Origin of the sequence: Pseudoalteromonas sp. Of7M-16, from assembly GCF_022347805.1 — a bacterium.
Classification (GTDB): Bacteria; Pseudomonadota; Gammaproteobacteria; order Enterobacterales; family Alteromonadaceae; genus Pseudoalteromonas; species Pseudoalteromonas luteoviolacea_F.
This window is the reverse complement of the sequence record NZ_JAKRFY010000013.1, coordinates 109,149-133,000: the sequence shown is the minus strand read 5'-3', so window position 1 is coordinate 133,000 and position 23,852 is coordinate 109,149. Positions and strand designations below refer to the sequence as shown.

Below are 23,852 nucleotides of genomic sequence, written 5' to 3'. Positions count from 1 at the left end.
AACATTCTCTTACTACGCAGAACCTGCTGTTATTATTAAGTTGAGCGTTATTAGCTGCAATTGTTAAATCAACAAATTGCTTTTTGCGTCGTCAATCAGCTGCTCCCAATTACCTGGCCAGCCCTGATTCGAGGCAGAGTCACAAAGCTCTATTAAATCCAACCAATTTTTTTCCTTTTTATAGATAACGGCGAGCTGATTGTATCCCGCGTGACTCGGTAATATGAAAGATGAGTCTTTAACATTTGTGCCGTATTGTTTTGCTTTCTGTTGCAACTCCCTATGCTCAGCTTTGAAAGCCGAAATAGCTTTGGGGGCTAGTTTTATTTGCAGCTGAGCATAGTGTTTAGCTTTATTATAATTATCGAACAGGTTTCTGTTTCTATAATAAAACTCCATCATTCTGCCGTAAAGCAAATGGATTTCACTAGTTTTTGTGTAAATTGCTATGCTCATTTCAGCTTTATTCAAAATTTTTAAGCATAAATCATAATCACCTTCACTTGAACGAAAATATCCTGCCAGAATCTTTAGAAAGTTAACTCTTGATTGGCTACATTTGCTGATTTCCCCTTCATCAATTTTATTTAAGCCTAATGGCTTATAAGCACTTCTTATTCTTTTTCTTTCGAAATGCTCAAGCTCCTCAGTCCACCAACGAGTTAGACCGTAGTATTTTATATAACCTTTAGGTGTGGGCTCTTGTTTGACTTTTACTAATTTAAAGATGCTTTCCATGGTATCTCCGAAAAACCGAGTGCAAAGTGTTCAATTGCAACTGTATTTGGCTTAACTCATTTTTATTAAGTGTACATTTTGGGGCCAAGATGAACTACGACAACCAATTTTATCTGCCTAGCTTCGATAGTTTTAAACTTTTAGCAAAACTTTAAATCAATGTATCACGCGTGTGATGTTTAGATAAGTAAAATTAGAACCAGAAATTACCAGTGATAATAAAAAAGCTATTGTATGGCGTTTCAAACGCTTAAATGAGATTTCATATGTGGTAGCTTGTTGAAAGTTGATTTAAACAAACTGAGGCGTTTTTAAAACGGTTTTAAATATGGTTTAAGTCTAGATTAAAGGTTTGTTTCGGGTTTGGGTGGTAACTTTGCGGGTGAAAGTTACCACAGCCAACAAAATCATTTACCAAGTAATTGACGGTAGGCGTCAGCAACTTGGTCAAGTTTTAGCCCATGTTCAATTAATTCTGATTCACTCCATTGACTGGGGTTAAGCCAATATTTTGCTTTGTGGTCACAAAGTAGCGCTAACTCTTTGTTTAAATGCCTCATAGGTATTGCTGCTGAGCTCCATAGCCTAACTAAAGACTGTTCTTTTTCTATGTTCCTTGGTGAGTCGTTCTCTAATGTATGTAAATAAAACCTAGTTTCAACGATTGCATTATTAATTTCGCGTAGCGCACAGTCAGCAAGTTCTTTTTGCTCTTTTTGTAGACTTTGGATTATTGGTATTAATGATAAGAGTTGGTTAGCAACTTCCAGTAACATTGGCACCTCCTTTTTTACAGAATCGCTTTTAGTTTAGATTCTAAATTCACATTTGGTAGATTGTTTTATTAATAAGTTGATCCAAATTGTCTGCCTGTTTAATCTATTAAATTGCTCTAACCTTCTTATATGTAAAACATTTTACGCCTAATTTTCTATTCCTCCCCCGCTATTCTGAGCTCATTGATTCAACGATGAGCACCCACAATGGAAAACACTGAGTTTGACTGGTACGAAATTTTTACCGCTGGCACCCACACCGACTCAAACGGCAATACCCAAGAGTTTACCGCCGCAGATTTAGACTCTGTGGTCACAAACTTTATTCCTAAGACCAGCCCTTTGGTGATTGGCCACCCTAAAACAAACGACCCTGCATGGGGTTGGGTCAGCGACTTAAAAGTCGAAGACGGTAAGTTGTTTGCCAAAGCTGAAGACGTGGCCGCCGAGTTTGCAGAAGCCGTCGAAGCAAAGCGCTACCCAAATCGCAGCGTGCGTTTAGAAGGCGAACCAGGTAATTACTTTTTAGGTCATGTTGGTTACTTGGGTGGCAAGCCCCCTGCTGTTGCTGGCATGCCTTGGCAATTTAACGAAGAGTCAAAAGGCGCTGTATTTGAGTTTGCTGCCAGTGAAGCCAGTGAACGTGTTGAAGATGTTGCCATGCAAACCGCGCGTTTATTTACTGACTTTATGGGTAACTTGCGTGAGTGGGTGATTGAGCAGCACGACCTAGAGACCGCAAACCGCCTTATCCCCAATTGGGAAGCCGACTGGCTTACCCGCAAAACCATCATCGCTGAACACGAACAAGACAAACAGCGCTTTGGCAATCATGCCTTTAGCGCCCCTTCCAATAACCCCGAGGAACAAGAAGTGAGTGACAAAACTAAAAACGAACCCACCGAAGCCGAGAAAGCATTGCAGGCGCAACTGGACGCGGCGAACGCAAAGAACGCCGAGCATGAGTTCAACCAACGTAAATTTGATGCACAAACGTTTATTGATACCAAGGTCAATGGTGGCAATGCCCCGCGTATCACCAAAACTGACGGTTTGGCCGAATTCATGGCCCACCTTGAAACAGGTGCAGCAAGCACGTTTGAGTTCGCTGCGAGTGATGGTGATCAAACTGCTACTGCGCAACCAGCGGAGTACTTTAAAGGTCTACTGCTCTCTTTACCGGAGCAAGCCGGGCTCACCAAAGACTTTAGCCGTGGCGACGACAACGACGAAACCGAGATTGATGACTCGGCTGATGCATTGGCTGCAAAGGCTTTGGAGTTTCAAAGTGCGCAATCGAATAAGGGCATCACAATTAGCCTAAGTACAGCCATGGACCACGTGACGCAGGAGGCAAACTAATGGCCATACCAGGATTAATTAGAAACTTTGAGTCTAACGCCCCATTGCCAGCAAACCGTTTTGTCGCGGCTGATATTGGCGACTTTATGGCAACCAATGCAACAGGCATACAAAGCCCCATTTTAGGCGTTACTGAGCAAGGCACAGACAAAAAGCTGCGTGTTGATGTGGTCATGACACAGCTTGCGCCGATAGAGCTAGGCGGCGACTTTGCGGGCGGTGAATATGCTGTGAGCGATAGCGAAGGCCGAGCAATTCCGCTAGACCCAACGGCACTTGCAGACGATACCGAAATCCACGTAGCTGGCAAGGTACTCGAAAAAGGCGACGCGGGCACCATTGTTGATATTCATATCGCCCCATTTGTGATCATTAAATAAGGAGCATTGCCATGAGTGATGGAATGCCATTTACCCCCGATGTACAGCAAACGGCGATTGCAATTGCTTATAACAACCGCCAATTAATCGCAGATAGATTACTCCCCTATGCGCCAGTGAACAGACGCGAATATAAATGGGGTGAGTACAATCTAGCGGATAAGTTCACAGTGCCAGATACCAAGATTGGTCGTAAGTCAGAACCAAACCAAGTTGAATTTGGTTATGAAGAGCGAACAGGTGGAGTGACTGATTATGGTTTATCTGACGTTGTGCCAAACGACGATATTACCAATGCACCCGCTAACCACAACCCTTTGAATGTAGCCACTGAAAACATTACAGACTTGGTCTTGCTTGGCCGTGAAGTGCGCGTAGCTCAAAAATTTTCAGATCCAACCAACTTCGGTATTCATAAAAAGCTGGGCACCGGGGGGTTAAAAAAGCTGGATGACCCTAACCTTGATATCTTGCGCTGGCTCTTAAACTTGCTCGACGAGCCATTGATGCGCCCTAACAGCATGACCATGTCATTTAGCGTTGCAACAGCGCTTAGGACCAATAAAAAGTTACTGAAAGGCTATAACGGCACAACAGGAGACGAAGGGCTGGTGCCTTGGGCCTACATCAAAGAAGCGCTAGAGATAGAGCACATCAATATTGGGCAAGCGCGATTAAACATCGCTAAAAAAGGTAAAACCCCAGTCTTTGAACGCGCGTGGGGCAATAACCTAGCGCTTACCTACCATGACCCACTGGCCAGCTTTGAAAACAAACGTATGACCTTTGGGCTCACTGCCCGTTACAAGAACCGTGAATCGGGTAGCAAGCCAGTATCTGCGGGTTTACGTGGCGGCACAAAAGTCATTGTGGGTGAATCAGTCGAAGAGCAAATCATTGCCAAGGGGTGCGGCATGTTACTCACTGATGTACTGACTCCAGCTTAACTATTTAGCCATTAACTCCCTATGGGGCTTCGGCCCCTTTATAAATAAGGAAAGACCTATGTTTGTAAATGCACAGCACACAGTCAATACCTTGAGTGTCAAACTGTTGGCTGAATATGCCAACGGTCGATTTTCACTTGTCTACGGTTCGCAAGAAATCACAGCAGAAGACATAGAAAACGCGCTATTAGCGACACCTGAAACAGACATTCAAACCACCGTATTCAATTGGTTTGAAACCGCTTCTACTAATGTGAATAACACGATTGCAGGTTACGTGGCCAAGTTTGAGCTCACACAAGCCGAGGTGGATGCATCACCACTACTTGGCATTGCCGCAGACCTCATGCGCTACGAACTGTGCAACAACGACGCCGACGAAGGCCTTTTGACCAGGCGTAAAAATGCCATGTTGGAGCTTGGCAAAATTGAGGCGGGGACCATTCAAATTAAAGCGCCCTCGCCTGTGGCCTCTGGACCTATTCAAACCAAAACCCCAAGCAGTAATTTTGATTGGGCTAGGTATTAAACCATGGCGGGCGTATTTATTGATATCTCGGGTGATGCGTTAGAGAAGCTACAAGTACTCAACCAAAAAAGCCAAGTTCCTGAAGATGTGTTGGACGACATAGGTGCATTTTTAGATATGGATGTCACCACCCGCTTTTTAAACGAACTCGCACCAGATGGCACTCGCTGGGAACAATCAAAGGCAGCGAAAGAACGTAAAGGTTTAACACTGACTGACCAACGCAACTTGGCAGGCTCCGTAACCCATAACGTTGAAGGCGATGAATTGATACATGGCTTAGGGGAAGAATACGCCGCCATTCATCACTTTGGTGGCAAAACGGGCCGTGGCCATGCGGTTACGCTCCCTGCTCGCCCAATCATTGGTATTGAGCAATACCAAGCTGGCGTCATCGTTGAAACGCTCACTGGTTGGCTTGTTTAAATGGAGTTTAAAGCATGTTTAATTTCGATTTAAACCACATTGAAAAGGCATTAAACAAAGCTCAAATTGCCAAAGTGGGCTTTGCCTCTGACTTTAACCAAGCGCGCAGTAAATCCGTGCACACCCCTTTGTTGTATGTATTGCCGCTCGACGAAGACTACCAGCCAACAAACAGCATCACAGGCCAAGACGAATACGCGGTGACAGAACTATTTGCAGTGATGATTGTGATCCCTTGTCACACCGCCAACAGACAAACCGACCAGCAAATTGAAACACTCCGCGAGCGTGTAAAAGCTGCGCTTGCTGGCCTCACAATTGCGCCTTATGAACCCATCAAGCTTCATCGAGGCCGCATGGTGGAGCTGAACCAACAGACCAAAAACCTCATTTATCAGTGCCAGTTTTCAGTCAGTGGGCACATAACCATCAACACCAAGGAGCCAACATGAAAGATGACAAACCAACCCCTAAAAAGCACAGCCCAACTGAGATTGCCAATCAAGTTCAACAAGCCCTTAAACAAAACGGCAATCGAAGCAATGCAGCCGGTGCATTTGTACTAGATGGTGACACCATTAAACCAGGAGCAAGCAAATGAGCTGGCGATTTAAAGACAGGCTAATTATGGCCGACTCCCTCGGGACCACCCTCACAGGCAACCACGCGATATATGCGAGCGAGGTTGAATTTAACATTGAGGCCGAAACCGAAAAAGACGATATTGAGCGCGCTCATTCTGGCTCTAGCCTAGAGATTATCTATGGTGAGCATGTGACGTTGAATTTTAAAACACCGTTGGCCATGAGTGGCAGCGCAGGCTCAGCACCGGCGATTGCACCGCTGTTATTAGCATGCGGCATGGTGCAGGTATCTAGCGCCAATGCGGTCACATTTACCAAAGGGGCTGCAACCAAAGCAACCTGCTTGATGCGCTTTGGCCAAAACACCCATGTACTCACCGAGATGTTAGGCACGTTCAGTATCAATCTTGAAAAAGGACAGCCCATGTTCAACTGGCAGTTTAAAGGCCTATTCAGTGCGCCAGTACAATCAAGCGGCCCGCCACCCGTTGATTGGTCCCGTTGGAAAAAGCCAAGCACGCTTGGTGTGACCAACAGCAGTGCATTTAAACTCAATGGCCTTGCGCGCACATTACACAAACTCACCGTTGATGTCGGTAACAATGTGATCTTCGACCGGGCAATCAATCATGAAGAAATCCTCATTACGGGCCATGAATCCACGGCGAATATCACTGTCACCAGTGATTCTCTATCTCTATTTAATCCATTTGAGCTGGCAGGCAGCATCCAAAACTTTGAGTTTAACCACGGCCAAGGCGCTGGTAACAAAGTGACGTTGTTAGGCCGTTTTCAAATGCCCACGCCTAAGTATGCAAGCTTAGAGAGTGAGCTCACAGGCTACGAACTGGACGGCAAGCTCGTCCCCAGTGACAGTGGCTATGACGAATTAACCTTAGTATTTGAGTGATCCTTATGAAATTAAAAAAGTTAGAGCAATTAAAAGACGCAACCATTCTCGCACCTGTTCATTTTGAGTACGGCGGCGTGGAATTTAAGTTCACTGCACACATTAAACTTGTGCCAGAGCAAGACATTGAAACACTCACAGACCCGCGTAACACCACAGATAAAGCCATCGTAGAGCAGCTGCTTGTAGGTTGGGACGACTTTGTAGATGAGGGCAAAAGCATCCCGTTTTCAAAAGACGTGCTGCAAGAAATGCTGGGCTTTGGCGGTATCTCCGGGCGTTTATCCGCAGAGTGTATCAACGCGCAATATCGAGTGCAGGAAAAAAACTAATCGACGTGGCCAAGTGGTTTGTGGGTGACTTGGCCACACAATCCAAAGCACTTGATGATGATTTAGCGCATTTTGGTGCGCCGGTTGAGCCAGTCAAAAACAGAACGGATTTATACGTACTCCCACAAAACTGGACAGCGGTTAAAGCGCTCTCAACAGCAAACACCCAATGGCAATACTGCAAAGATGGGATTGAACTGGCCCTTGATTATGCCGGGGCTGAAATCGCTTGGCGCTATGCGGATATAACCCTGACCCCCACTGATTTTGACAAGCTCCAATTCTTAGAGCGCACTGTAATAGGACTACTAAGGCGACCCGATGAAAAACCAACTGAACTTGGCCTTACGCTTAAAGTATGACGGTAAAGCGGTAACAACCGGCACTAATAAGAACATCCAGGATTTAAACCGCCTGCCCGGAGTTATTCAAAACCAAATAGCAGCAAACCAACGATTAGGTGCAAGCCAGGCGAAAGTGATGCAGCAACAAACCGCCATGGGCAGGCAACTTGGCCTATTGCAATCCGGGTATGAGCAATTGGGAATAACCCTCGCAGGCGTCGCATCTATCGGAACTGCGGCAATGTTTATTCGCGATACAGGTGCAGCGCAGCAATTAGATACTCGGCTGCAAGGGCTGACGGATTCTACACGCGAATACCAACAAGTACAAAGCTATCTATTTGAAACCGCAGACAGACTCAATACGCAATACACCACCCTTGCTGATTCCTACTCTAAAATCCTTAACCTGCAACAAGTCGGTATTGTCACCCAAACACAAGGCAAAGCGATACTTGAGGGCATGGCCAATGCAGCGGCTAAAACAGGTGCAAACAATGTGCAGCTGGAGCAATCTTTATTTGGTATGACCCAAGGTATGACAGCAGGCGTGCTAAGAGCCGAAGAACTCAACCAAGTCACTGAGCCGTTACCCGGGCTTTTACAAAAGCTAGACAAAGCGGCGGGTGTGGCAGCAGGTGGTTTTAGGCAACTTGTGAATGATGGTCGTATTACAAGTCAGATGTTTAAACGCTACTTAATAAAGGCGTTAAACGAGTATGCAGGTGCCGCTGAAGCAACCGAAGGCAAAATAAACGCCTCGTTTGCAGAGATGAGTAACGAGTATCAGCGTTTAATTCGTGAGTATGAAAAACCAGTCAACTTTGCTGTGACAGGCGTAGCCGATGCAGTCACCTCAGGCATGCGAGAACTGCGTGAAAACAAAGAACTCGTAGAGGGAATAATGACCTCAGCTGCAGCTTTGGCAATCGTATACGGGGGTAAACTGGCAGGCGGTGCAGCTAAAGCAGCAACTGCAATTACAGCCACAACGATGGCAAAACACAAAGCGCTACAAGCTGACCTACAGCTAGCTGCATCCAATCAACGCTTAGCTGCGGAAGAACACAGACGGGCAATACAAGAGCAAGCTGCAGCTCAGCGCCAACTTGCCATGGCCAGAAATACAGCACTTAGTACAAAAGCCATTCATCAACTGGCCCTGGCTAATCAACGGGCGACACTTGCGCAAACCAACCTAAACGCAGCAACGGCCACGTATTCTATCGTGTCTAAACGCGCAGCGTTATCTAGCCGAGTGCTTGGCGGCGCAATGCGCATGCTGGGTGGTCCTGTTGGCTTGGCCGTGACCGCAGGTTTGGCCATCGCCTACTTTGCAACCCAAGGCGATAAAGCATCAACGAGCTCAAAAAAGCTTGAAACACACCTTTACGATTTAGGCGATGCGTTCGATTCCGTCAACAACGTCAGTGCTAAAGCGCAAATCGCCTCGGCTGCAAAGCAAACAACCAACTACACAAACAACATTCAAAATGCTTATAAACGGATAAAACAGCTGCGCCAACAAATAAATAATGCTGGCAGTGACCGTGCTAAATTTACCTACCAAAACCAAATTGCAGGCATTGAGCGTTATATCAACGAGCAAGCCAAGCTGCGTAGTGAGTCCATGAAAACCGCAGCACAAGCGGCCAACCTACAGCAAAACCTAAAAGCACTAGATTGGAAGCAAGTCGCGGAGAACACCAAACAGGCAACAAACGCCCTGCCCCAAAACATTCAACAGCTGCAGCTTTCGCTACTGGGTGAAGAAGCTAGGCTAAAGGCCAGTTATGAAAAACGCAAAGCCATGGTCATGCAAGCGCGTGAAAACGACTTGGGAAATAAAGCCAAATACGATGCAATTTTGCTTCAGTTAGACGCCAAGCTTCAAGCAGACCAACAAGCATTAGCAGACAAACATGAAGCCGAAAAAACACGTATTCAAAACCAAGCAGAAGAAAAGCGTAAAAACGATTTACGCGCAGAGCTAGAAGATCGCATTGCTCAAATCAAAGGCTATGCAAACCGTGAGGCGCTTGCCAGCTACAACAACCAACTGGCAGTAGAGGAAGCCAAACAACAAGCCCGAATCGATGCCAAACGCAGGGGCATGTTGGGCCTTGCTGCAAACGACGAAGTCGGCGAAATCAAATACAACGCTGATAATCAAATCCGAAACCTAGAACGACAGCAAGAACTGAACGCAGCCAGAGGCTTTCATAGCCAACGGGAAGCCGATGAATACGCACATCAAGAACGACTCATGCGGGCGCGCACCCGTAATACCGGTGCCATGCAACAACACTTAATGGAGTTTGCAAACTGGGAGACAAAAAACGCCCGGGAGAAGACGTCAGCAGTAGTCGGCCTTGGTGCAGCAGGTTTTAAAGCGATGGCTGGTCAAAGCAAAACTGCGTTTAAACTTTACAAAGCCTTTGCTATCACTCAAGCCTTAATCAAAACCTATGAATCTGCAACTGGTTCATTTGCCGCATTGGCCCCTATTCCAATCGTCGGTCCCGCTCTTGGTGCAGCGGCAGCCGCTGCGGCCATTGCCATGGGTATGCAACAAGTTAGAATGATTAAATCACAGCAACCCGCTGGTATTGCACACGGTGGCCTAGACTATGTACCAAACGAAAGCACTTACGTACTACAGCGCGGCGAACGTGTCCTATCACCCAAGCAAAACGTCGAAATCAGCCAAATGGCCAGACACTACAATGCAGGCAACCGCCAATCCGCAGGCCAAAATGTGGTGTTTAATATTACCAATCAGATCACTGTGGAAGGTGCAGCCAATACCGAGCAAGGCAATGTCATTGGTGCAAACTTAACTCGGCAGATTGAAGCTGTATTTGTTGAGAGCGTGAACTCTCGCGGGGCTGTGTTTAGGGCGATTAGGAGTGTTAGTTAACCATCACAATTATATAGACGGATTATCATGTTCATATAACTTGCAAATTAACTTTGTTTTTGGACTGATATTTCGTATCGGTCTGGAAGTAGGCTACGCCCTTCTTTAAAGCAAGGATCTAACACCACGTATATTTCCAAAGTTCCGTTGCTCATTTCTCTGTGGATTAAATCTCCGGGTTCAATCTGCATTTCAGGATTATGGACAACAATCATCTCGGGTTGAACACCTGCTAGAACCCCAGTAAATATCTCTCCATTTGCTTTAACGAGTGAAATTGTGTCCTTATGAAGTCGGCGATTTCTCATGTTTGGGTTTTCCTTAAATGTTTTTCGACTAATATATTCTTACATTGCGCTTTTTCGAAATTTAAATATACCTAAGTATGTAACTTTAGTAAAAGTAAAGAACAAAGAAGTGCATAAGGGCAAACACCTTACAGTATCTTGTTGCTTGCTGGGGCTGCTAGGCATTGAGTATAGAGTTAATGTTGGAACAGGAAATCTTAAAATGGCATATGACCATGATCAAGTTCGTGAGTTTAGAATAAAGCTCGAGGAATTTAGGCGGAATCATCTTGAGTACATGACTAGTGTGCTCGTGTTTACCGCTAGCCTTGAAGAAAAGCCAAGGGCACTATTTGAATACGGAATATTGAGAAGACTGTTTGTAATAGAGGTTTGCGTTTCAAAACTGTTTGAACTATCACCCCCTGACTTATCTGGAGAGCTTGACGCAAGAATTAGACATGAAGCAAACGCACACCTCCACTCGTTTTTAGTTAACTGTTATGGAATTTTTGACAATATTGCGTGGGCAATTGTCGAGTTACAAAAGGTAAAAGTTAAAAATAAGATGGAAGTAAGTTTTTTTCACAAAAAGTTTAGAAAATACTTAACCCCGAAATTGAGAGAAAAAGCCCTTAAGTACAAAGAATGGTATGAGTTTTTACGTTCACAAAGGCACCCTACAGCACATAGGATACCGCCTTATATAGTACCTTATACAATCGATGGACAAGATATTCAAGATTTTACTCCAAGATACATTCATTCGCTCGATGAAGGCAAATTAGTCTATTTACACCCTCAAATATTAAGTGATTGTCAAATTATCTTAGATGTTTTGAATGCTTTTTTAGCTGGCTATAAAAGTGGCAATTAATACGCCTTAACAAGGCCGTACAAATATTGTTAGAATTTGACACTGTTAATACGAAAACTCCAAGAGGTAAATATGAAGGAATATCAAGACTTAAATATCCGAATAGAAAGAGGCCAATTCGATTCATTTACAGAATATTTGTCACAAATCGCACCAAGTACTTGGAAGCTAAATATAGCAAGAGCGCAAAATATACCGATTCCTAACGATTCTGTTATGTATTGCTTTGATTATTTTGAGAATGAAGAACATATTGCCAGTCTTTGGTTAGCAGATCATGAAAGTGGAGGATTGTATGTCAGCAATATTGTACCAGCTAAAGTTAGCAGCTTGTCAGTGCCTGAATACAATAATATTTTAAAGTTCTTTGGCGAACAGATGTTATCAAATGCATCTGCTGAATTTGGTGCTAGCATTGAATTCTCAAAAGAAGACATTGAACTAACAGATATTTTTTCTGCCGCAGCAGCTGATTCACTCCTGTCTTTTTCCAATTTAGCAAATAAATCTACTGGCCACTCACATCCATGTGACCGTAAGCGATGGTTTTCATTTATTAGTCATGCTTTTAATTCAAGTAAAAGGGCATACCCTGACCAACTAGAAAAGCTTTTAGTTGAATTAGGCTGGGACGAAAGCAGTGCATCTGACTTATCTCGTGATTATGAGTACTCACTTGAACTATTGAAGTCTGTCAATTAGAAGGCTATTTTATGAAATATGATTTGCAAGGATTATGCAATCACCTTGTTAACGACCCAAAACCAGTTATCATGCTGGATACATGCGTTATTTTAGATGTAATTCGAACATGTATTCGAGAGGATTTAAATCACTGTACTGTTGGGAGTGTAAGGAAGCTTCTTACAAATAACAGTACCAATCTTGTAATCCACGAGATTGTTGAAGAAGAATTCGATCGTAACTTGACCAAAGTCTTTTTTGAAGCTCAAAAACGCCTAGAAGGCGCTGATAAATTGTTGAAGCACTTTAAAAACTGTTTGGATCAAGCTCCTGAATTAGGTTCGCTTTCATTAATAAAAAAACCTAGTGAGTTTAGGTTACATTCAAGCTTGGAAGCACATGCAAGAGATTTAGTAAATCAAGCTTTAGTGCTTGAGGCTGACAGCACATGCAATAATCAAGCTATGACAAGGGTTCTTCAAAGTGTTCCGCCTGCGACAAGAGGAAAGAATGAGCCTGCAGACTGCGCTATATATATGCATTACTTGGCGTTAGCAAATAAGTTGAGACGTCATAACTTCGATGAACCAATAGTATTCATTAGCTCAAATAAAGCTGATTTTGGGGAGCCTCGGTCCCCAAGGCAACCTATAGGTAAAGAATTAAGTGAACTAAATGTACATTTCGTAAATAACTTACCATGGGCACTATCCAAAATCTAATCACTAGTAAAACATTTTACACCTAAATCCCTGCTCCTAATTTTTTAAACTCGCTCACACAGTAAAGCAAAGAGCGATAAAAAATATGGAGCACCTTCCCCTACCCAAGCCCCCAAAAAGCTGTGTTTTTCGGCTGGTTCCCAATAGTCACTTACATGTAAGTAAAGCCAATAATGCATCTGAGGTCTATGACCTTGAAGGTGCATATTGGGAATTTGAGATTGAGCTTGCCAATGTGTTAGAGACCGATGCCTTGGCGCTGGATTCGTTCTTGGCCAAGTGTCGTGGTGCTGTTGGCAAGTTCTTGTGTTTTGACTATCGGTTTTTACAGGACGAGTTAGATAGTTTTGCGCGTGTGAGTGAGGCTTATCAAGACGGCAATGTGTTGAACGTGTCTGGTTTGCCTGTGAATAGCGTGTATGCCAAAGCCGGAAATCGCATTCAGATTGGTACAGGCGAAAATGCAGAGCTCAAGATTCTTACCTCGGATGTGGTGGTGGATAGTCACGGCGCGTGTTCGCTTGAGTTTGAGTCGCCTATGCGCCAAATCCCGGCAAGCAATACCCCGGTGTATTTTAAGCGCCCTGCTGGCGTGTTTCGTTTATTGGATAACAAGCAAGGCTTGGCAGAAGCCCAGGTTAAAAACGGCTTTGTGACGTCGTGGAAAATCAAAGGTCGGGAGGCGTTTTAATGGAAGCATTAAATTCAGCTTTGGTGGCCGAGCTTGCCCATTGCCGCCCCCGCTACTTTGTGCGTTTAGCATTTAAAAGTGGTGATTTGTTATTGCATACGGGGGTTGGTGAGCGCCGGTTCTTGGGCCGCACTTGGTTTGGTTTAGGCATGCTTGGGCGCATTGGTGAAATCCCCGCAAACGATAAAAACGATGCGGCGCGTATACGCTTAACACTGCATACCCAAAGTGAAACGGTGTTGGCGGAAGTGGCTGAAAACGACCCCATTGGTGTGGGTGTTGAAATCTATTTGGCCACCGTCGACAAACATTACCGCGTGAACCAATCCCAGTTGTTAGAAAGCGGCTATATCGTGGCGTGCGATGTGGAACGCGGGCAAGTCAGTAAAGTCATGTTATCGGTTGCGGGTGAGTCTGAGCGCTGGAAGCAGTCCCGCTTGCATCAGCGTTGGAACCATGCGACCCAGTCTGCTTTATATCCTGACGATATGTTTTTTAATGAACATGCCGAGGCCACCGGGACTGTATTGCCCGATACACAGCCGGGTCATCCAATTGGTGGGAGGGATGGCCATGCACTGCCTTAAACTTCAAAAGTACCTAGATTCCTGTGAACACACCCCCTTTGCCTGGGGTAAGTTTGATTGCTGCTTGTTCGTGGCGGATTGGCTCTTGGCTCGAAATGGCGTCGATGTCGCGGCGGACTTTCGGGGGCGTTATCGCACCGCCATTGGCGCAAAGCGGCGTTTAACGCGTTTGGGGTTTGATGACATTCAAAGTGTGTTTAAACACCATTTAAAGCCCATTGAAATTAACTATGCACAGCGCGGTGATATTGCCTTGGTTGAGTGGGGCGGCGAATTAATTGGTGGCATCGTGGGCTTAGGTTTTGTCTATTGTGTGACAAATATTGGCTTAAGTGCACTGGAAATGAGCGCGGTCAGTTTTTGCTTTTCTCAGGTGTTGCTTGACTCTGAAAGCGAGGTGTCGCATGGGTAAAGTCGTTGATGTTGTAAAGGATATTGCCGACCCCTTTTTAGCGCTCGGCGAAAAAATCTGGGATGAAACCGTGGGCGCTTTGTGGGATAGCCTATCCCCGGATGTGCCTGAAGAGGACTATGCAACCCTGGCTAAGGGCTTACAAAAAGGCATTGACCAACCAAGGCGCATTACTTTTGGGCGAGACCGCGTTGGCGGTGTGATTGCGCACCAAGCAACCATTGAGCGCGATGAAAAGCATTGGGTGCAGTTGATTGTGTTAATCAACGGTGCGCCCATCGATGCGTTAGAAGAGGTATATATTGCCAACAAGCCGCTATCGGACTACCCCGATGAGAGCTGGGATTATTTACTCTCTGATGGCAATCACACGTCCGCCAATAGTAAAGCCGTGTCTAAGATGGCGGGTTGGACCAATAAGCATATCGGGTTTGGGCAGGCCCATGTGTTTATAGAGCTTGAAAACAATCGCGAAGTCTTCCCCGATGGTATTTCCGATTGTGAGTTTTTAATTCGTGGCGCGCGTATTTGGGACCCCCGAGATAGCAGTCAAAACCCAGATGATGCGAGCACATGGACATGGACGCAAAACGCCGTGCTGTGTGCCCTGCACTACATTCGTTTTTATGGGGCACACGAAGTGCCCTATCATCGCATTCCGCTTAATTGGTGGATAGCTGCAGCCAATGTCTGTGATGAAAACGCCATCTATCAAGACAGCGATGGCGTCGATAGATATGAGCCGCGCTACACCTGTAATGGCACCTTTCGCTTTACCAGCAAGCCTATCGAGATTTTAAATCAGTTAGAGCGCTGTTTTGCAGGTAAGATTTTTCGCCAAATGGGCCAGTGGTTTGTGCGCGTTGGCGCCTGGTACGGCAATCCCACGTATACGATTAATCAATCCGATGTGATGGGCAATGTCAAAATCAAATGGCATGCGGACTTGCGCGATAGAGCCAATATTGTGCGCGCCACCTTTACCGACCCCAATCAACATTATGAGCGCACTGACGCGCCCCCTGTGCGGGCAGAGGGGTATATTGAAAAAGACAATCAGCCGTTAGAGGCCACCATTTCCCTACCCTTTGTTCGCAGTGCGACAACCGCACAGCGTTTGGCGACCATTCACCTTGAGCAAACACGACTGGGGTCAATTGAACTTCCCCTCAAGCACAAAGCATTGCGTGCTGCTGTGGGGCGTACGGTATATGTGGACTTACCCAACGAGCGCATTAATAAAAAGGTCTACCGCGTGGTTGCACGGCGCTTTCGGCTTGATGGTGGTATTACACTGACGTGCGTAGAAGACAGCCCGCTTTTATGGGCGGATGACCTTGTGCCCGGTGCGTCTGATATCACGCCAAACAGTGATTATGTGGTGGGTAAACCTTCCCCAATTGAGCAAGCACGTGCGGAAGTCGACGGAGACGGCAATGGCATAATCAAATGGACCCACCCAACACCGCTGGCGGTACATGAATTTGATGTGGAATTTTACAGTGATAACCATGCAAACGTGTACAAAGAGTCTGTGACCTATACGCAAGTTGTTATTCCAAAGTTAGCGCTTGGCACCTATACAGCCAAAGTGTTTGCCAGGAACATATTCGGCCAGCGCTCAAAGTCTGTGGCCATTCAATTTACTGTTTCAGCACCAACAAACCCGAGACTCTCTTTTGTCGCAGATTATAACCAAATCACGCTCACAGCTTCACTGCCGGCTATTGGTATAGGCACTCAGTTCGAATGGCAGTTCTTAGGCTCCAATGATGCGCCGCAGCAAAGTGATACTGCTTATGCGCAGATTTATAACCGCATTGGCTTGCAGCCGATGACCAAATATCACTTTCAATGTCGTGCCGTGAATCACCTAGGCAACAGTGATTGGGTGCAGATAAGCGCCTCAACAACCAATGTAGATTTAACCGAGTTTATTAATGACATGCCCTTGGCGAAGTTAAGCCAGGAAGCCCAAGACCTCATCAATGACTTGAACACGCAGGTTGATAGATTGCGCCCTGAAACAGACAACAACCTCCCTTCGCTTGTTGCCAAAAATATCGAACAAATACAGGGCTTGGAAGATGTCACCAAGGTTTTAGATGGTTCGATTGTCGATGGCATACCCGCGCAAATTGCGCTGAATAAAATCAAACTGGATGAAACCGCCTTGGCTGTGACTGACATGCAAAAAAGCGTCTTCGATGTGACAGCTGGATACACCAACTTTCGTCATGAGTATGAGCGGCGCACGCTCAATAATGAGCGTTTAATTGATGCGGCGGTCTTTGTTGATGCTGAGTCTGGCACCATTGTGAATCGTGCGTTTTCTTATACCGACACCCAGTTTAATGAGGCAGCTACTTTGGTAGATGGCGCTCATGCGCGCATCAATTTTGAGTCCCGTCGCATAAAGCAGACTGAAGAAAAGCTCATTGATGCCAGCGCGCAAATCGAGCTGCAGGCAGGCCAAATTACACAGCGAGCAACGCATAGCGAAGTTGATGCCCATATTGCAGGGGCCATCGCAGCCTTAACGCCTGCCTACAGCTGGCAGTTTAACAGCGGCGCAGAAGGCTTTGCAGGCTTTGAAAGCCATCATGCACTGGGTTATTTGGTGTGTAAAAGCACGCTATCCAGCCCTGCGATATCTCTGGATGCCGTCGACAACCCCATGTTTCGTTTACGAGTTAGAAAGCATACTGGTAAAACATGGTTAGGGCTAATTCATTTCCAAGGCGGTACACTCCCCTTGCCCGCGCCCACAACAAATGATTGGGAAGTCATCCAAATTGATGCAACTGGCACAGCAGGTTTTAGTGGGATTATCACGTGGCTGCAGTTTTCGCTGGGCCATTGCGACCTTGATTTTATTGAGATCGGCAAACGTGGTGCAAACGATTTGGCGCTTAAAGACATTACAAGCCGCACCACCACCATTGAACAAGAACTCGATGCAGGTACGGGCCGTATGGCTCAATATGCAACAACCGCATGGGTATCAAATCAGGGCTACCAAACCCAAAGCAATGTCCAAACACTCATTGATTCATTTAATACCCAGTACAGCATCAGTGCGGTCCTCCAAGAGCTCAGCGACAACGAGGTGATAGTAAAAGCCAATGCCGCCCAGACCTGGATTGATGGTGCAAACGCGACTATTCGAAATCAAGTCATTGGCTATCTCAATGAAGAAGACGGCGTTAACCAAAAGCTCGCTACCGCAGAACAAAATATAGATGCGCTGACTGGTGAAATTCAGCAATCCGTTACGCAAATTCAAGGCATTCAGCTCGACTTGGCCGACAAAGATTTAAACCAAGTATTAGATGCGTACAACCAACTATTACGCGACAACGCTTTGGCTGAGCAGTCTATCACCCTCGCCCATGCAGAAGATAAACTCTCTGCGATAACAGATGACGTCAGCGCCCTATCTTCGCAATCCACCCAGCTTATTGCACTGCACAACCAAAGTGCTGCCAGCATCAATATTTTGGGCAAAGCCTTTGGTAATGAACGACAAGCAAGCGTTGAGCGCTCAGAGACACTGCGCGCTGAAATCTTAAAAGAAGGCGAAAAGTCCATTGCTGAAGCGAAGGACTTTACCCGTGCAATTACAGGTTATTGTGTGGATAGTGATGGTAATCGCACTAATGAGCAAGACGCCGCTGCCTGTGAATTAGCTGGCCATACGTGGGTAGATGGCCCAGTGGTTGAGCGCTCAATGAGCCTCACCTCTTTACTTGTCGATAGCCGAGGCTATCAAACATCTAGCCAAGTGAACCAGGCTCTCTCAACTTTCGATGCAGTCTATGGTATCACTGCCGCGCTACAGTCATTTTACGACAATGGCACATTAGAAAAAGCCAACGCCGCCGAGCGATTCATAGCCGGTGCTGCCGGTTATATCAAAGACCAAATCACGGTATTTAACGCCCAAGAAGATGGTGTGGATGAAAAGTTTTCTAACGTGTCTAATACACTCGATGCCATTCAAGGCGAGATAAACCGTAATATCGTGCAAGTTCAAGGCTTGCAGCTGGGCGCTGATGCAAAGAGTCTCGATGAAGTCATTACCGCTTATAACGCCCTACTTCAAAATAACGAGCTGAAGCAATTAGACATCAAACTTGCCCAGGCAAAAGACCAGTTAAAAGCCACCACCAGTGAGCTTGAAAGTGTGGCCAGTTACACACTTGAGCTAGGCGCAATACACCAACAAAACCGCGCCATTATCACGTCTGTTGCCAAGGCTTTTGCCAACGAACGCCAAGCCAGTGTCACACGAGATGAGCGCTTTGCTGCGTTTACGCAATCAACACAAGCGGCGTTTAGTGATGTAACCGAAGCCTTTGCAGATATAGACCATGCGAACATTGTGCGAGACCAAACATTCACCGCATTTGCAGCAAACACAGAGACCGCATTTGCGGACACCACTCAGCTAATCTCCAACCTTGATTCAGCGATGGCCAGCCAACGCCAAGACCTAGTTGCCAAAATAGAACAAGATGATACGGCTACTTTAGCCAGCGCCATCACCTATACACGCGCTGCTGTTGGCTACTGTATAGACAGCGATGGCAATCTCACGAGTGAGACCGATGCCACCCTGTGTGTTGCGGCTGGCCATAGCTGGGTGGATGGCCCACTCGCTGAGTTCATCCGCAAACTTCAAATTGAAAGCGCGAATGGTGACACAGCCAGTATTTCAGATATTCGCCAAGCATTTGAAACACAGGACGGTAGGCTTATCGCTCGGGGCGGGTTTTTGATCAACAACCAAGGCCGTGCCACTGGCGTAGTTGGGTTAAACGATGGGCAAATCGGTAACTTGGATTTAGTCGGTGATGTTATCCGCCAAGGGGTCATGGTTGGCGATACCTTCATCCCCACATCGTTTATTGATAATCGCGACCCAGCAAATCCTGTTCACGTGTTTCGTGGGCGGTTAGAGCTGGGTGATTTTGTGGTTGAGTCCGAAAGCGATATTCGAGGCCTTGATGGAAACGATGGGCAAAATGGACTGCCCGGCCCGCCCGGTCGAACCTATTACACTTGGATCAAATATGCAGATGACGCACAAGGAAATGGCTTAAGCGACAGCCCGGATGGCAAAGCATACATAGGCGTCGCTTATAATAAGCTGTCGCACCTTGAATCAAATGACCCAAACGACTATGCATGGTCAAAAATAAAGGGGGAGCCAGGCAATCAAGGTATCCCCGGCGATAAAGGCGAAGACGGGAAAACTCTCTATACATGGGTGGCATACAGCGATAACGCCAATGGCACAAACCTATATCAAACCCCAAGAGACTCGACTCAATACATTGGGATCGCAAACAACAAAACAACGGCGGTAGAATCAACAAACCCCGCTGATTATCACTGGTCGAAAATCAAAGGCGCTGATGGCACGGACGGCATTCCCGGTGATAAGGGCGAGGATGGCCAAACGCTATACACTTGGGTGGCATACAGCGACAGCGCCAATGGCGCGAGCATGTATCAAGTGCCAACCAGTAATACCCAATACATGGGCATTGCGGTAAATAAACTGACCTCGACTGAATCAACCAATCCCGGTGACTATACCTGGGTCAAGTTTAAAGGCGCAGATGGCACCGATGGCAGTCCAGGCGAAAAAGGTGATAAGGGAGATAAAGGTGAAACCGGTGCTACGGGCAATACAGGTGCGCGTGGTGCAGGTCGATTCGTGTCCTCAACCAGCACAGGGAATTGGTCAGACGCACTGGCCCATGCAGCCTGCGGCGGGCGCGCCGTTGTGCATGATGTTGTAACGCTCTACAAGCAAAGCGACCCTTCAATTCAGCATACCAAACATTGGACCGGCTCTGCGTGGCATGACTTTGCGCTGCACATCCATGGCGATCAACTAGTCGATGGCACTGTTATCGCACATGAATTAGCGGCAGCTACAGGCACATTTAGCGGTCGCCTTTTAGTCAGCGCTAGTAATACAAGTGCCGATGTTATTAACGTTAGCGCAAGTCGCAGTGGTCGAGCCGCAATCATTGCAAACTTAGGCAGCTCAACACTTTCAACCGCTTTAGTCCTTGGCAGCAACAGCGGTAATGGATTAGAAGTCAGCGGCGCAAAACACGCTATTCGCGCTATTGGTAATGGTGGTAATCATAACGTCATTGATGTTAGAGCCAACAGCAGTGGGGCAACGGCACTCTGGACGCCACTAAAAGTGTACGCGGCTAACGGCTTTAAACCATTTACGGGTGTTCACGAAGGCCTGCTCTCTAAGCGTATTCAATTAACACCTGGCGATATCGTGTGTGATGATTTACTCGTCAATATGTCCGATATCTCAAATGCCATCTTTGAAATGGTTCCTTCTACAAAGTCAGCACAACGCAATGTGCGAGGTGTTTTTGTCACTCGAAGGGCGTTAACGAATGAGCATTTGCCTGCGGGGCTCAATGGTTTTAACGGCTCGCTTAAGTTCAATGAGTATAAACACAGTCACGACACCATCGAATTCAATGCACTCGGTGAAGGCCTACTCAATGCTTGCGGTCAAGGTGGCGACATCGAAGCCGGTGACTATCTGTGCTCAAGCGATATAGCTGGCAAAGCCATGCGCCAAACTGACCAAAATGTTGAGCGCCCTTTTACTATCGCACAAGCACGCCATAGCGTGACATTCACATCATCAATTCAAATCAAAAAAATCGCAGTCATCTACTTACGAGGATAATAAAAAATGACCTGGTTTAACTCTACAAACGCCAATGTAACAAACGGCAGTAACATCATCAAAATCAATGACAATCAGAGCGTTGCGAACATACGAGCAAGCGATGCATTAGTGTTGGGTGCATTTGCGCCTGTTGAAATATCCAAAGCCTACGTCACAACCCATGGTACATTCATCGAACTCATCAAGCCTTGGCCAAACGCAACCCAAAGCCAAGTGCCTTGTGTGGTTTTGCCCACATCAGGGGATTTTAATACCGCTGTCTTAGCACTGAATAACGCATCGAAAATGGTCAATGACAATTACAAAACCATGATTGATTGGCAAACAACAATGGGGTCGGTACAGTTCAGTGATTTAGACGGAAATACACAAACAGTCAAAACGCTACGGCAATTGCAAAGCGAAATCGATGCTGTAAACCCCTACCCTTGGGCTATGCGAAAGGCCGAGTTTGAAGCACGTCGACAACAAAACTTAAATCAATATGTCGCAAGTGGCTTTGTGCATTTTGGTAAGCACTTAGGATCTGCTAATACCGTCAATGAAGGACTGTGGGAACGTACAACTGAGTCGAATGTTTTACGACTCGGGGCGAGTTATTCAAATGCCGGTGCCTCAGTGACTGATGAACCCGTTCTGCATATGGCTGGTGTCATCGTTCATTTATCTCAGCTATGCAATACCGACGAAGCGTTTAACGCGGTTAAGTTACCCGCTGCGGAGGCAGGCTTGCGAACTTACGATAGTGCCACAGGGTTAAGTGTCACTCATTCATCGCCAGACGTTGCGTTTGCCAGTGAGACCAGCACCAATACAGTCGTCACTGAGCGCTCTGATATGTATGGTTTTGAGTTGTTTCTTAGAGAGCTTAACGACACAGATCCATTTGTCTATAAACATGGCATTATCCAAAGCCAATCTAGCAATATCAATGGCGTCGCCACAATTGCCGATACTGTCCGCCCAGCTACTTATTTTGCGTGGTTTGAAGGAGACGAGACAAGTACAGGAAAAGGGGTTAATTGGATACAAGCCAATGAAGCGCAGCGCGTAGCAATCGCAAGTGACCCGAAAAACAACCTCTATTTTGATGATTCGACGGGGAAATTCTATCAATGGTGTGTACGTGGGCGTAGCTTTGCAGGTTATGACAATGGAGACTGGCTGTTTATCAATTCAACAGAGGCTACCGCCCTATCACAACAAAATGCCAACAGAACACGAGTTGGTGTCCAAGGGTTTGGCAATGCACCTCAAGATACAGCTTCAGGCGCACGCTTTTTTGCATCGACGAACTTCAGCGACCATAATGCACGGCCTTACAAGGGGCTGTATACCGCAAAGACAGACTCTAATGTCTTAGGCGCTGATTGTTTTTTCATAGTTTGCAACACAGTCAATAGATTAAATCGAGGGGCGTATCATCCGAGCTTTAACCCCATGGGCTCGGCATATGTGTGGAATGGCAGTACAACCATTGCATGGCACAACGCATATTTTAAATTAACCCCCAAACAACACGCGTTTACTGACATCGCATCCAATACCGGTGCCATTTCATCTGGCAGTAGTGGACGCCCCGATGAGCGACTACACGATGCCATTTATATAAGTGGGCCAGGTGGCGTATGTCGAGACTTACGCTATCGCGCAAAAGCTTTAACGGATATCGCACTGACGCACGTCGATTTACAGGTGAAAACAGGCCAGTACCGGGGATTACAAACATGCCCTTTCACACAAATTTTTGCCTCTGTGAATGACGTGCCAAGCGGCTTTACTATCATCAATCAAGACACCCCAACAGCTATTGTGGCACAAACCACTATGGGCCCAAGTGTATCTGGAAACATCCCTCATATAGATGTGTTTGGCCCTCCCGCCAAAATTTTACAGTGCCCGGACTTAAAAAATGGCTGGTATGGCCACTGGGTGCCCCATGTCTTACAAGACAATACTGCAACCACTCTACATTTATCTCGTCCGGCAACCAATATATTGTCTGGTATCTTGACTAACGACTCAGGCGCAACTTGGCAAACATGGAGCCCGGCGCTCGATAGTATCAATAACACCACTTACCTCAGTGCCAGCATGACATCCAGCCAATGCATTTACTTGGTGTACTACCACACCCAAGCCTCGATGACCATACACGCAAACAATCAAAGAGCAACGAGTTCTATACAGCCTCGCTCAGTATTTGTGACTGACAGCTGTGAACCTCACTCTGGGCGCGACTTATTGTATTCGCTGACGAATTCAGTGGGCACGTCAACAACGGCGCATAATAAAGCGATTGATTATGCCATCACCAGCATACCTCTCGACCCCTCATCCAGTATCACCCACCCCCCGATTAGCCATACCGCGCCGAGCAATAACAGCAAAGGCGTTAAAGCGCTTCCATACTTTGTGGTGCGAAACAATCAGGTGTTTATCAACTTTGCGTACACCCAACTCATTCATAACGGTTCAAATTGGGGCGACAACAACACGGTTCATATGATTGACGGCCAACAAACACAGTTAGATGCAAATGGCCAAGAGGTTTTATGTGGTACAGCTCAATTGGTAGAGCCATTAGGTTGGATAAACTGAA

At 46.3% G+C, this 23,852-nt stretch carries 22 protein-coding genes; 19 read left to right on the top strand and 3 right to left on the bottom strand.

Features of this window, described 5'->3' with window-relative positions:
- Positions 1-63: 63 nt before the first annotated feature.
- Positions 64-738: a hypothetical protein gene (locus tag MHN81_RS14780; protein WP_239426086.1), complete on the bottom strand. Its 675-nt coding sequence runs from the start codon at positions 736-738 to the stop codon at positions 64-66.
- A gap of 407 nt (positions 739-1,145) precedes the next feature.
- Positions 1,146-1,514 (bottom strand): hypothetical protein, encoded by a 369-nt coding sequence (locus MHN81_RS14775; protein WP_239426085.1) that lies wholly within the window; start codon positions 1,512-1,514, stop codon positions 1,146-1,148.
- A gap of 207 nt (positions 1,515-1,721) precedes the next feature.
- Between MHN81_RS14775 and MHN81_RS14770 the strand changes: the two genes are divergently transcribed.
- From MHN81_RS14770 to MHN81_RS14720, 11 genes are read left to right on the top strand one after another with little or no spacing between them, the layout of a single operon-like run.
- Positions 1,722-2,876, top strand: a complete 1,155-nt coding sequence (locus MHN81_RS14770; protein WP_239426084.1) for a hypothetical protein — start codon at positions 1,722-1,724, stop codon at positions 2,874-2,876.
- Positions 2,876-3,256, top strand: coding sequence for a hypothetical protein (locus MHN81_RS14765; protein WP_239426083.1), 381 nt, complete (start codon positions 2,876-2,878; stop codon positions 3,254-3,256). The genes MHN81_RS14770 and MHN81_RS14765 overlap by 1 nt, the downstream gene beginning before the upstream one ends.
- 11 nt (positions 3,257-3,267) lie before the next feature.
- Positions 3,268-4,203, top strand: coding sequence for a capsid protein (locus MHN81_RS14760; protein ID WP_239426082.1), 936 nt, complete (start codon positions 3,268-3,270; stop codon positions 4,201-4,203).
- 58 nt (positions 4,204-4,261) lie between these two features.
- Positions 4,262-4,732: a phage protein Gp36 family protein gene (locus MHN81_RS14755; RefSeq protein WP_239426081.1), complete on the top strand. Its 471-nt coding sequence runs from the start codon at positions 4,262-4,264 to the stop codon at positions 4,730-4,732.
- A gap of 3 nt (positions 4,733-4,735) precedes the next feature.
- Complete coding sequence (locus MHN81_RS14750; RefSeq protein WP_239426080.1) at positions 4,736-5,158, top strand: phage virion morphogenesis protein; 423 nt, start codon at positions 4,736-4,738, stop codon at positions 5,156-5,158.
- A 14-nt stretch (positions 5,159-5,172) separates the two neighbouring features.
- Positions 5,173-5,610, top strand: coding sequence for a hypothetical protein (locus MHN81_RS14745; protein WP_239426079.1), 438 nt, complete (start codon positions 5,173-5,175; stop codon positions 5,608-5,610).
- Entirely contained in the window at positions 5,607-5,759 is a 153-nt protein-coding gene (locus tag MHN81_RS14740) for a hypothetical protein (RefSeq protein ID WP_023397588.1), read from the top strand. Before MHN81_RS14745 ends, MHN81_RS14740 begins: the two co-directional genes overlap by 4 nt.
- Positions 5,756-6,652, top strand: coding sequence for a hypothetical protein (locus tag MHN81_RS14735; RefSeq protein WP_239426078.1), 897 nt, complete (start codon positions 5,756-5,758; stop codon positions 6,650-6,652). The genes MHN81_RS14740 and MHN81_RS14735 overlap by 4 nt, the downstream gene beginning before the upstream one ends.
- A gap of 5 nt (positions 6,653-6,657) precedes the next feature.
- Complete coding sequence (locus MHN81_RS14730) at positions 6,658-6,984, top strand: hypothetical protein (RefSeq protein ID WP_239426077.1); 327 nt, start codon at positions 6,658-6,660, stop codon at positions 6,982-6,984.
- Positions 6,985-6,989: 5 nt separating this feature from the next.
- On the top strand, positions 6,990-7,346 hold the full coding sequence (locus MHN81_RS14725; protein WP_239426076.1) for a DUF1799 domain-containing protein: 357 nt from the start codon (positions 6,990-6,992) through the stop codon (positions 7,344-7,346).
- Complete coding sequence (locus MHN81_RS14720) at positions 7,306-10,248, top strand: tape measure protein (RefSeq protein WP_239426075.1); 2,943 nt, start codon at positions 7,306-7,308, stop codon at positions 10,246-10,248. Before MHN81_RS14725 ends, MHN81_RS14720 begins: the two co-directional genes overlap by 41 nt.
- 47 nt (positions 10,249-10,295) lie before the next feature.
- On the opposite strand, the gene MHN81_RS14715 is transcribed toward MHN81_RS14720, so the two are convergent.
- Positions 10,296-10,556 carry a hypothetical protein gene (locus MHN81_RS14715; RefSeq protein WP_239426074.1) on the bottom strand — a complete coding sequence of 87 codons (261 nt, stop codon included), beginning with the start codon at positions 10,554-10,556 and terminating at the stop codon, positions 10,296-10,298.
- Between the two features lie 109 nt (positions 10,557-10,665).
- On the opposite strand from MHN81_RS14715, the gene MHN81_RS14710 reads away from it, so the two are divergent.
- The 8 genes from MHN81_RS14710 to MHN81_RS14675 all read left to right on the top strand — a co-directional run bounded on the left by MHN81_RS14710 (position 10,666) and on the right by MHN81_RS14675 (position 23,851).
- On the top strand, positions 10,666-11,412 hold the full coding sequence (locus tag MHN81_RS14710; RefSeq protein ID WP_239426073.1) for a hypothetical protein: 747 nt from the start codon (positions 10,666-10,668) through the stop codon (positions 11,410-11,412).
- Positions 11,413-11,484: 72 nt separating this feature from the next.
- The gene (locus tag MHN81_RS14705; protein WP_239426072.1) at positions 11,485-12,114 is read left to right on the top strand and encodes a hypothetical protein; all 630 of its coding nucleotides are present in this window, start codon (positions 11,485-11,487) and stop codon (positions 12,112-12,114) included.
- An 11-nt stretch (positions 12,115-12,125) separates the two neighbouring features.
- A complete protein-coding gene (locus MHN81_RS14700; protein WP_239426071.1) occupies positions 12,126-12,818 on the top strand; it encodes a PIN domain-containing protein in 693 nt (230 codons plus the stop codon).
- 85 nt (positions 12,819-12,903) lie between these two features.
- Complete coding sequence (locus MHN81_RS14695; protein WP_239426070.1) at positions 12,904-13,509, top strand: hypothetical protein; 606 nt, start codon at positions 12,904-12,906, stop codon at positions 13,507-13,509.
- Positions 13,509-14,096, top strand: a complete 588-nt coding sequence (locus MHN81_RS14690) for a hypothetical protein (protein ID WP_239426069.1) — start codon at positions 13,509-13,511, stop codon at positions 14,094-14,096. Before MHN81_RS14695 ends, MHN81_RS14690 begins: the two co-directional genes overlap by 1 nt.
- Positions 14,083-14,508: a hypothetical protein gene (locus tag MHN81_RS14685; protein WP_239426068.1), complete on the top strand. Its 426-nt coding sequence runs from the start codon at positions 14,083-14,085 to the stop codon at positions 14,506-14,508. The genes MHN81_RS14690 and MHN81_RS14685 overlap by 14 nt, the downstream gene beginning before the upstream one ends.
- Positions 14,501-21,247: a phage tail protein gene (locus MHN81_RS14680; protein ID WP_239426112.1), complete on the top strand. Its 6,747-nt coding sequence runs from the start codon at positions 14,501-14,503 to the stop codon at positions 21,245-21,247. Before MHN81_RS14685 ends, MHN81_RS14680 begins: the two co-directional genes overlap by 8 nt.
- Positions 21,248-21,253: 6 nt before the next feature.
- Positions 21,254-23,851, top strand: coding sequence for a hypothetical protein (locus tag MHN81_RS14675; RefSeq protein ID WP_239426067.1), 2,598 nt, complete (start codon positions 21,254-21,256; stop codon positions 23,849-23,851).
- The last annotated feature ends 1 nt before the right edge of the window (position 23,852 follow it).

What these genes read in the sequence shown, in the direction of transcription:
- MHN81_RS14780 (WP_239426086.1), bottom strand. Translation starts at nt 738, where the DNA reads ATGGAAAGCATCTTTAAATTAGTAAAAGTCAAACAAGAGCCCACACCT.
- MHN81_RS14775 (WP_239426085.1), bottom strand. Translation starts at nt 1,514, where the DNA reads ATGTTACTGGAAGTTGCTAACCAACTCTTATCATTAATACCAATAATC.
- MHN81_RS14770 (WP_239426084.1), top strand. Translation starts at nt 1,722, where the DNA reads ATGGAAAACACTGAGTTTGACTGGTACGAAATTTTTACCGCTGGCACC.
- MHN81_RS14765 (WP_239426083.1), top strand. Translation starts at nt 2,876, where the DNA reads ATGGCCATACCAGGATTAATTAGAAACTTTGAGTCTAACGCCCCATTG.
- MHN81_RS14760 (WP_239426082.1), top strand. Translation starts at nt 3,268, where the DNA reads ATGAGTGATGGAATGCCATTTACCCCCGATGTACAGCAAACGGCGATT.
- MHN81_RS14755 (WP_239426081.1), top strand. Translation starts at nt 4,262, where the DNA reads ATGTTTGTAAATGCACAGCACACAGTCAATACCTTGAGTGTCAAACTG.
- MHN81_RS14750 (WP_239426080.1), top strand. Translation starts at nt 4,736, where the DNA reads ATGGCGGGCGTATTTATTGATATCTCGGGTGATGCGTTAGAGAAGCTA.
- MHN81_RS14745 (WP_239426079.1), top strand. Translation starts at nt 5,173, where the DNA reads ATGTTTAATTTCGATTTAAACCACATTGAAAAGGCATTAAACAAAGCT.
- MHN81_RS14740 (WP_023397588.1), top strand. Translation starts at nt 5,607, where the DNA reads ATGAAAGATGACAAACCAACCCCTAAAAAGCACAGCCCAACTGAGATT.
- MHN81_RS14735 (WP_239426078.1), top strand. Translation starts at nt 5,756, where the DNA reads ATGAGCTGGCGATTTAAAGACAGGCTAATTATGGCCGACTCCCTCGGG.
- MHN81_RS14730 (WP_239426077.1), top strand. Translation starts at nt 6,658, where the DNA reads ATGAAATTAAAAAAGTTAGAGCAATTAAAAGACGCAACCATTCTCGCA.
- MHN81_RS14720 (WP_239426075.1), top strand. Translation starts at nt 7,306, where the DNA reads ATGAAAAACCAACTGAACTTGGCCTTACGCTTAAAGTATGACGGTAAA.
- MHN81_RS14715 (WP_239426074.1), bottom strand. Translation starts at nt 10,556, where the DNA reads ATGAGAAATCGCCGACTTCATAAGGACACAATTTCACTCGTTAAAGCA.
- MHN81_RS14705 (WP_239426072.1), top strand. Translation starts at nt 11,485, where the DNA reads ATGAAGGAATATCAAGACTTAAATATCCGAATAGAAAGAGGCCAATTC.
- MHN81_RS14700 (WP_239426071.1), top strand. Translation starts at nt 12,126, where the DNA reads ATGAAATATGATTTGCAAGGATTATGCAATCACCTTGTTAACGACCCA.
- MHN81_RS14695 (WP_239426070.1), top strand. Translation starts at nt 12,904, where the DNA reads ATGGAGCACCTTCCCCTACCCAAGCCCCCAAAAAGCTGTGTTTTTCGG.
- MHN81_RS14690 (WP_239426069.1), top strand. Translation starts at nt 13,509, where the DNA reads ATGGAAGCATTAAATTCAGCTTTGGTGGCCGAGCTTGCCCATTGCCGC.
- MHN81_RS14685 (WP_239426068.1), top strand. Translation starts at nt 14,083, where the DNA reads ATGCACTGCCTTAAACTTCAAAAGTACCTAGATTCCTGTGAACACACC.
- MHN81_RS14680 (WP_239426112.1), top strand. Translation starts at nt 14,501, where the DNA reads ATGGGTAAAGTCGTTGATGTTGTAAAGGATATTGCCGACCCCTTTTTA.
- MHN81_RS14675 (WP_239426067.1), top strand. Translation starts at nt 21,254, where the DNA reads ATGACCTGGTTTAACTCTACAAACGCCAATGTAACAAACGGCAGTAAC.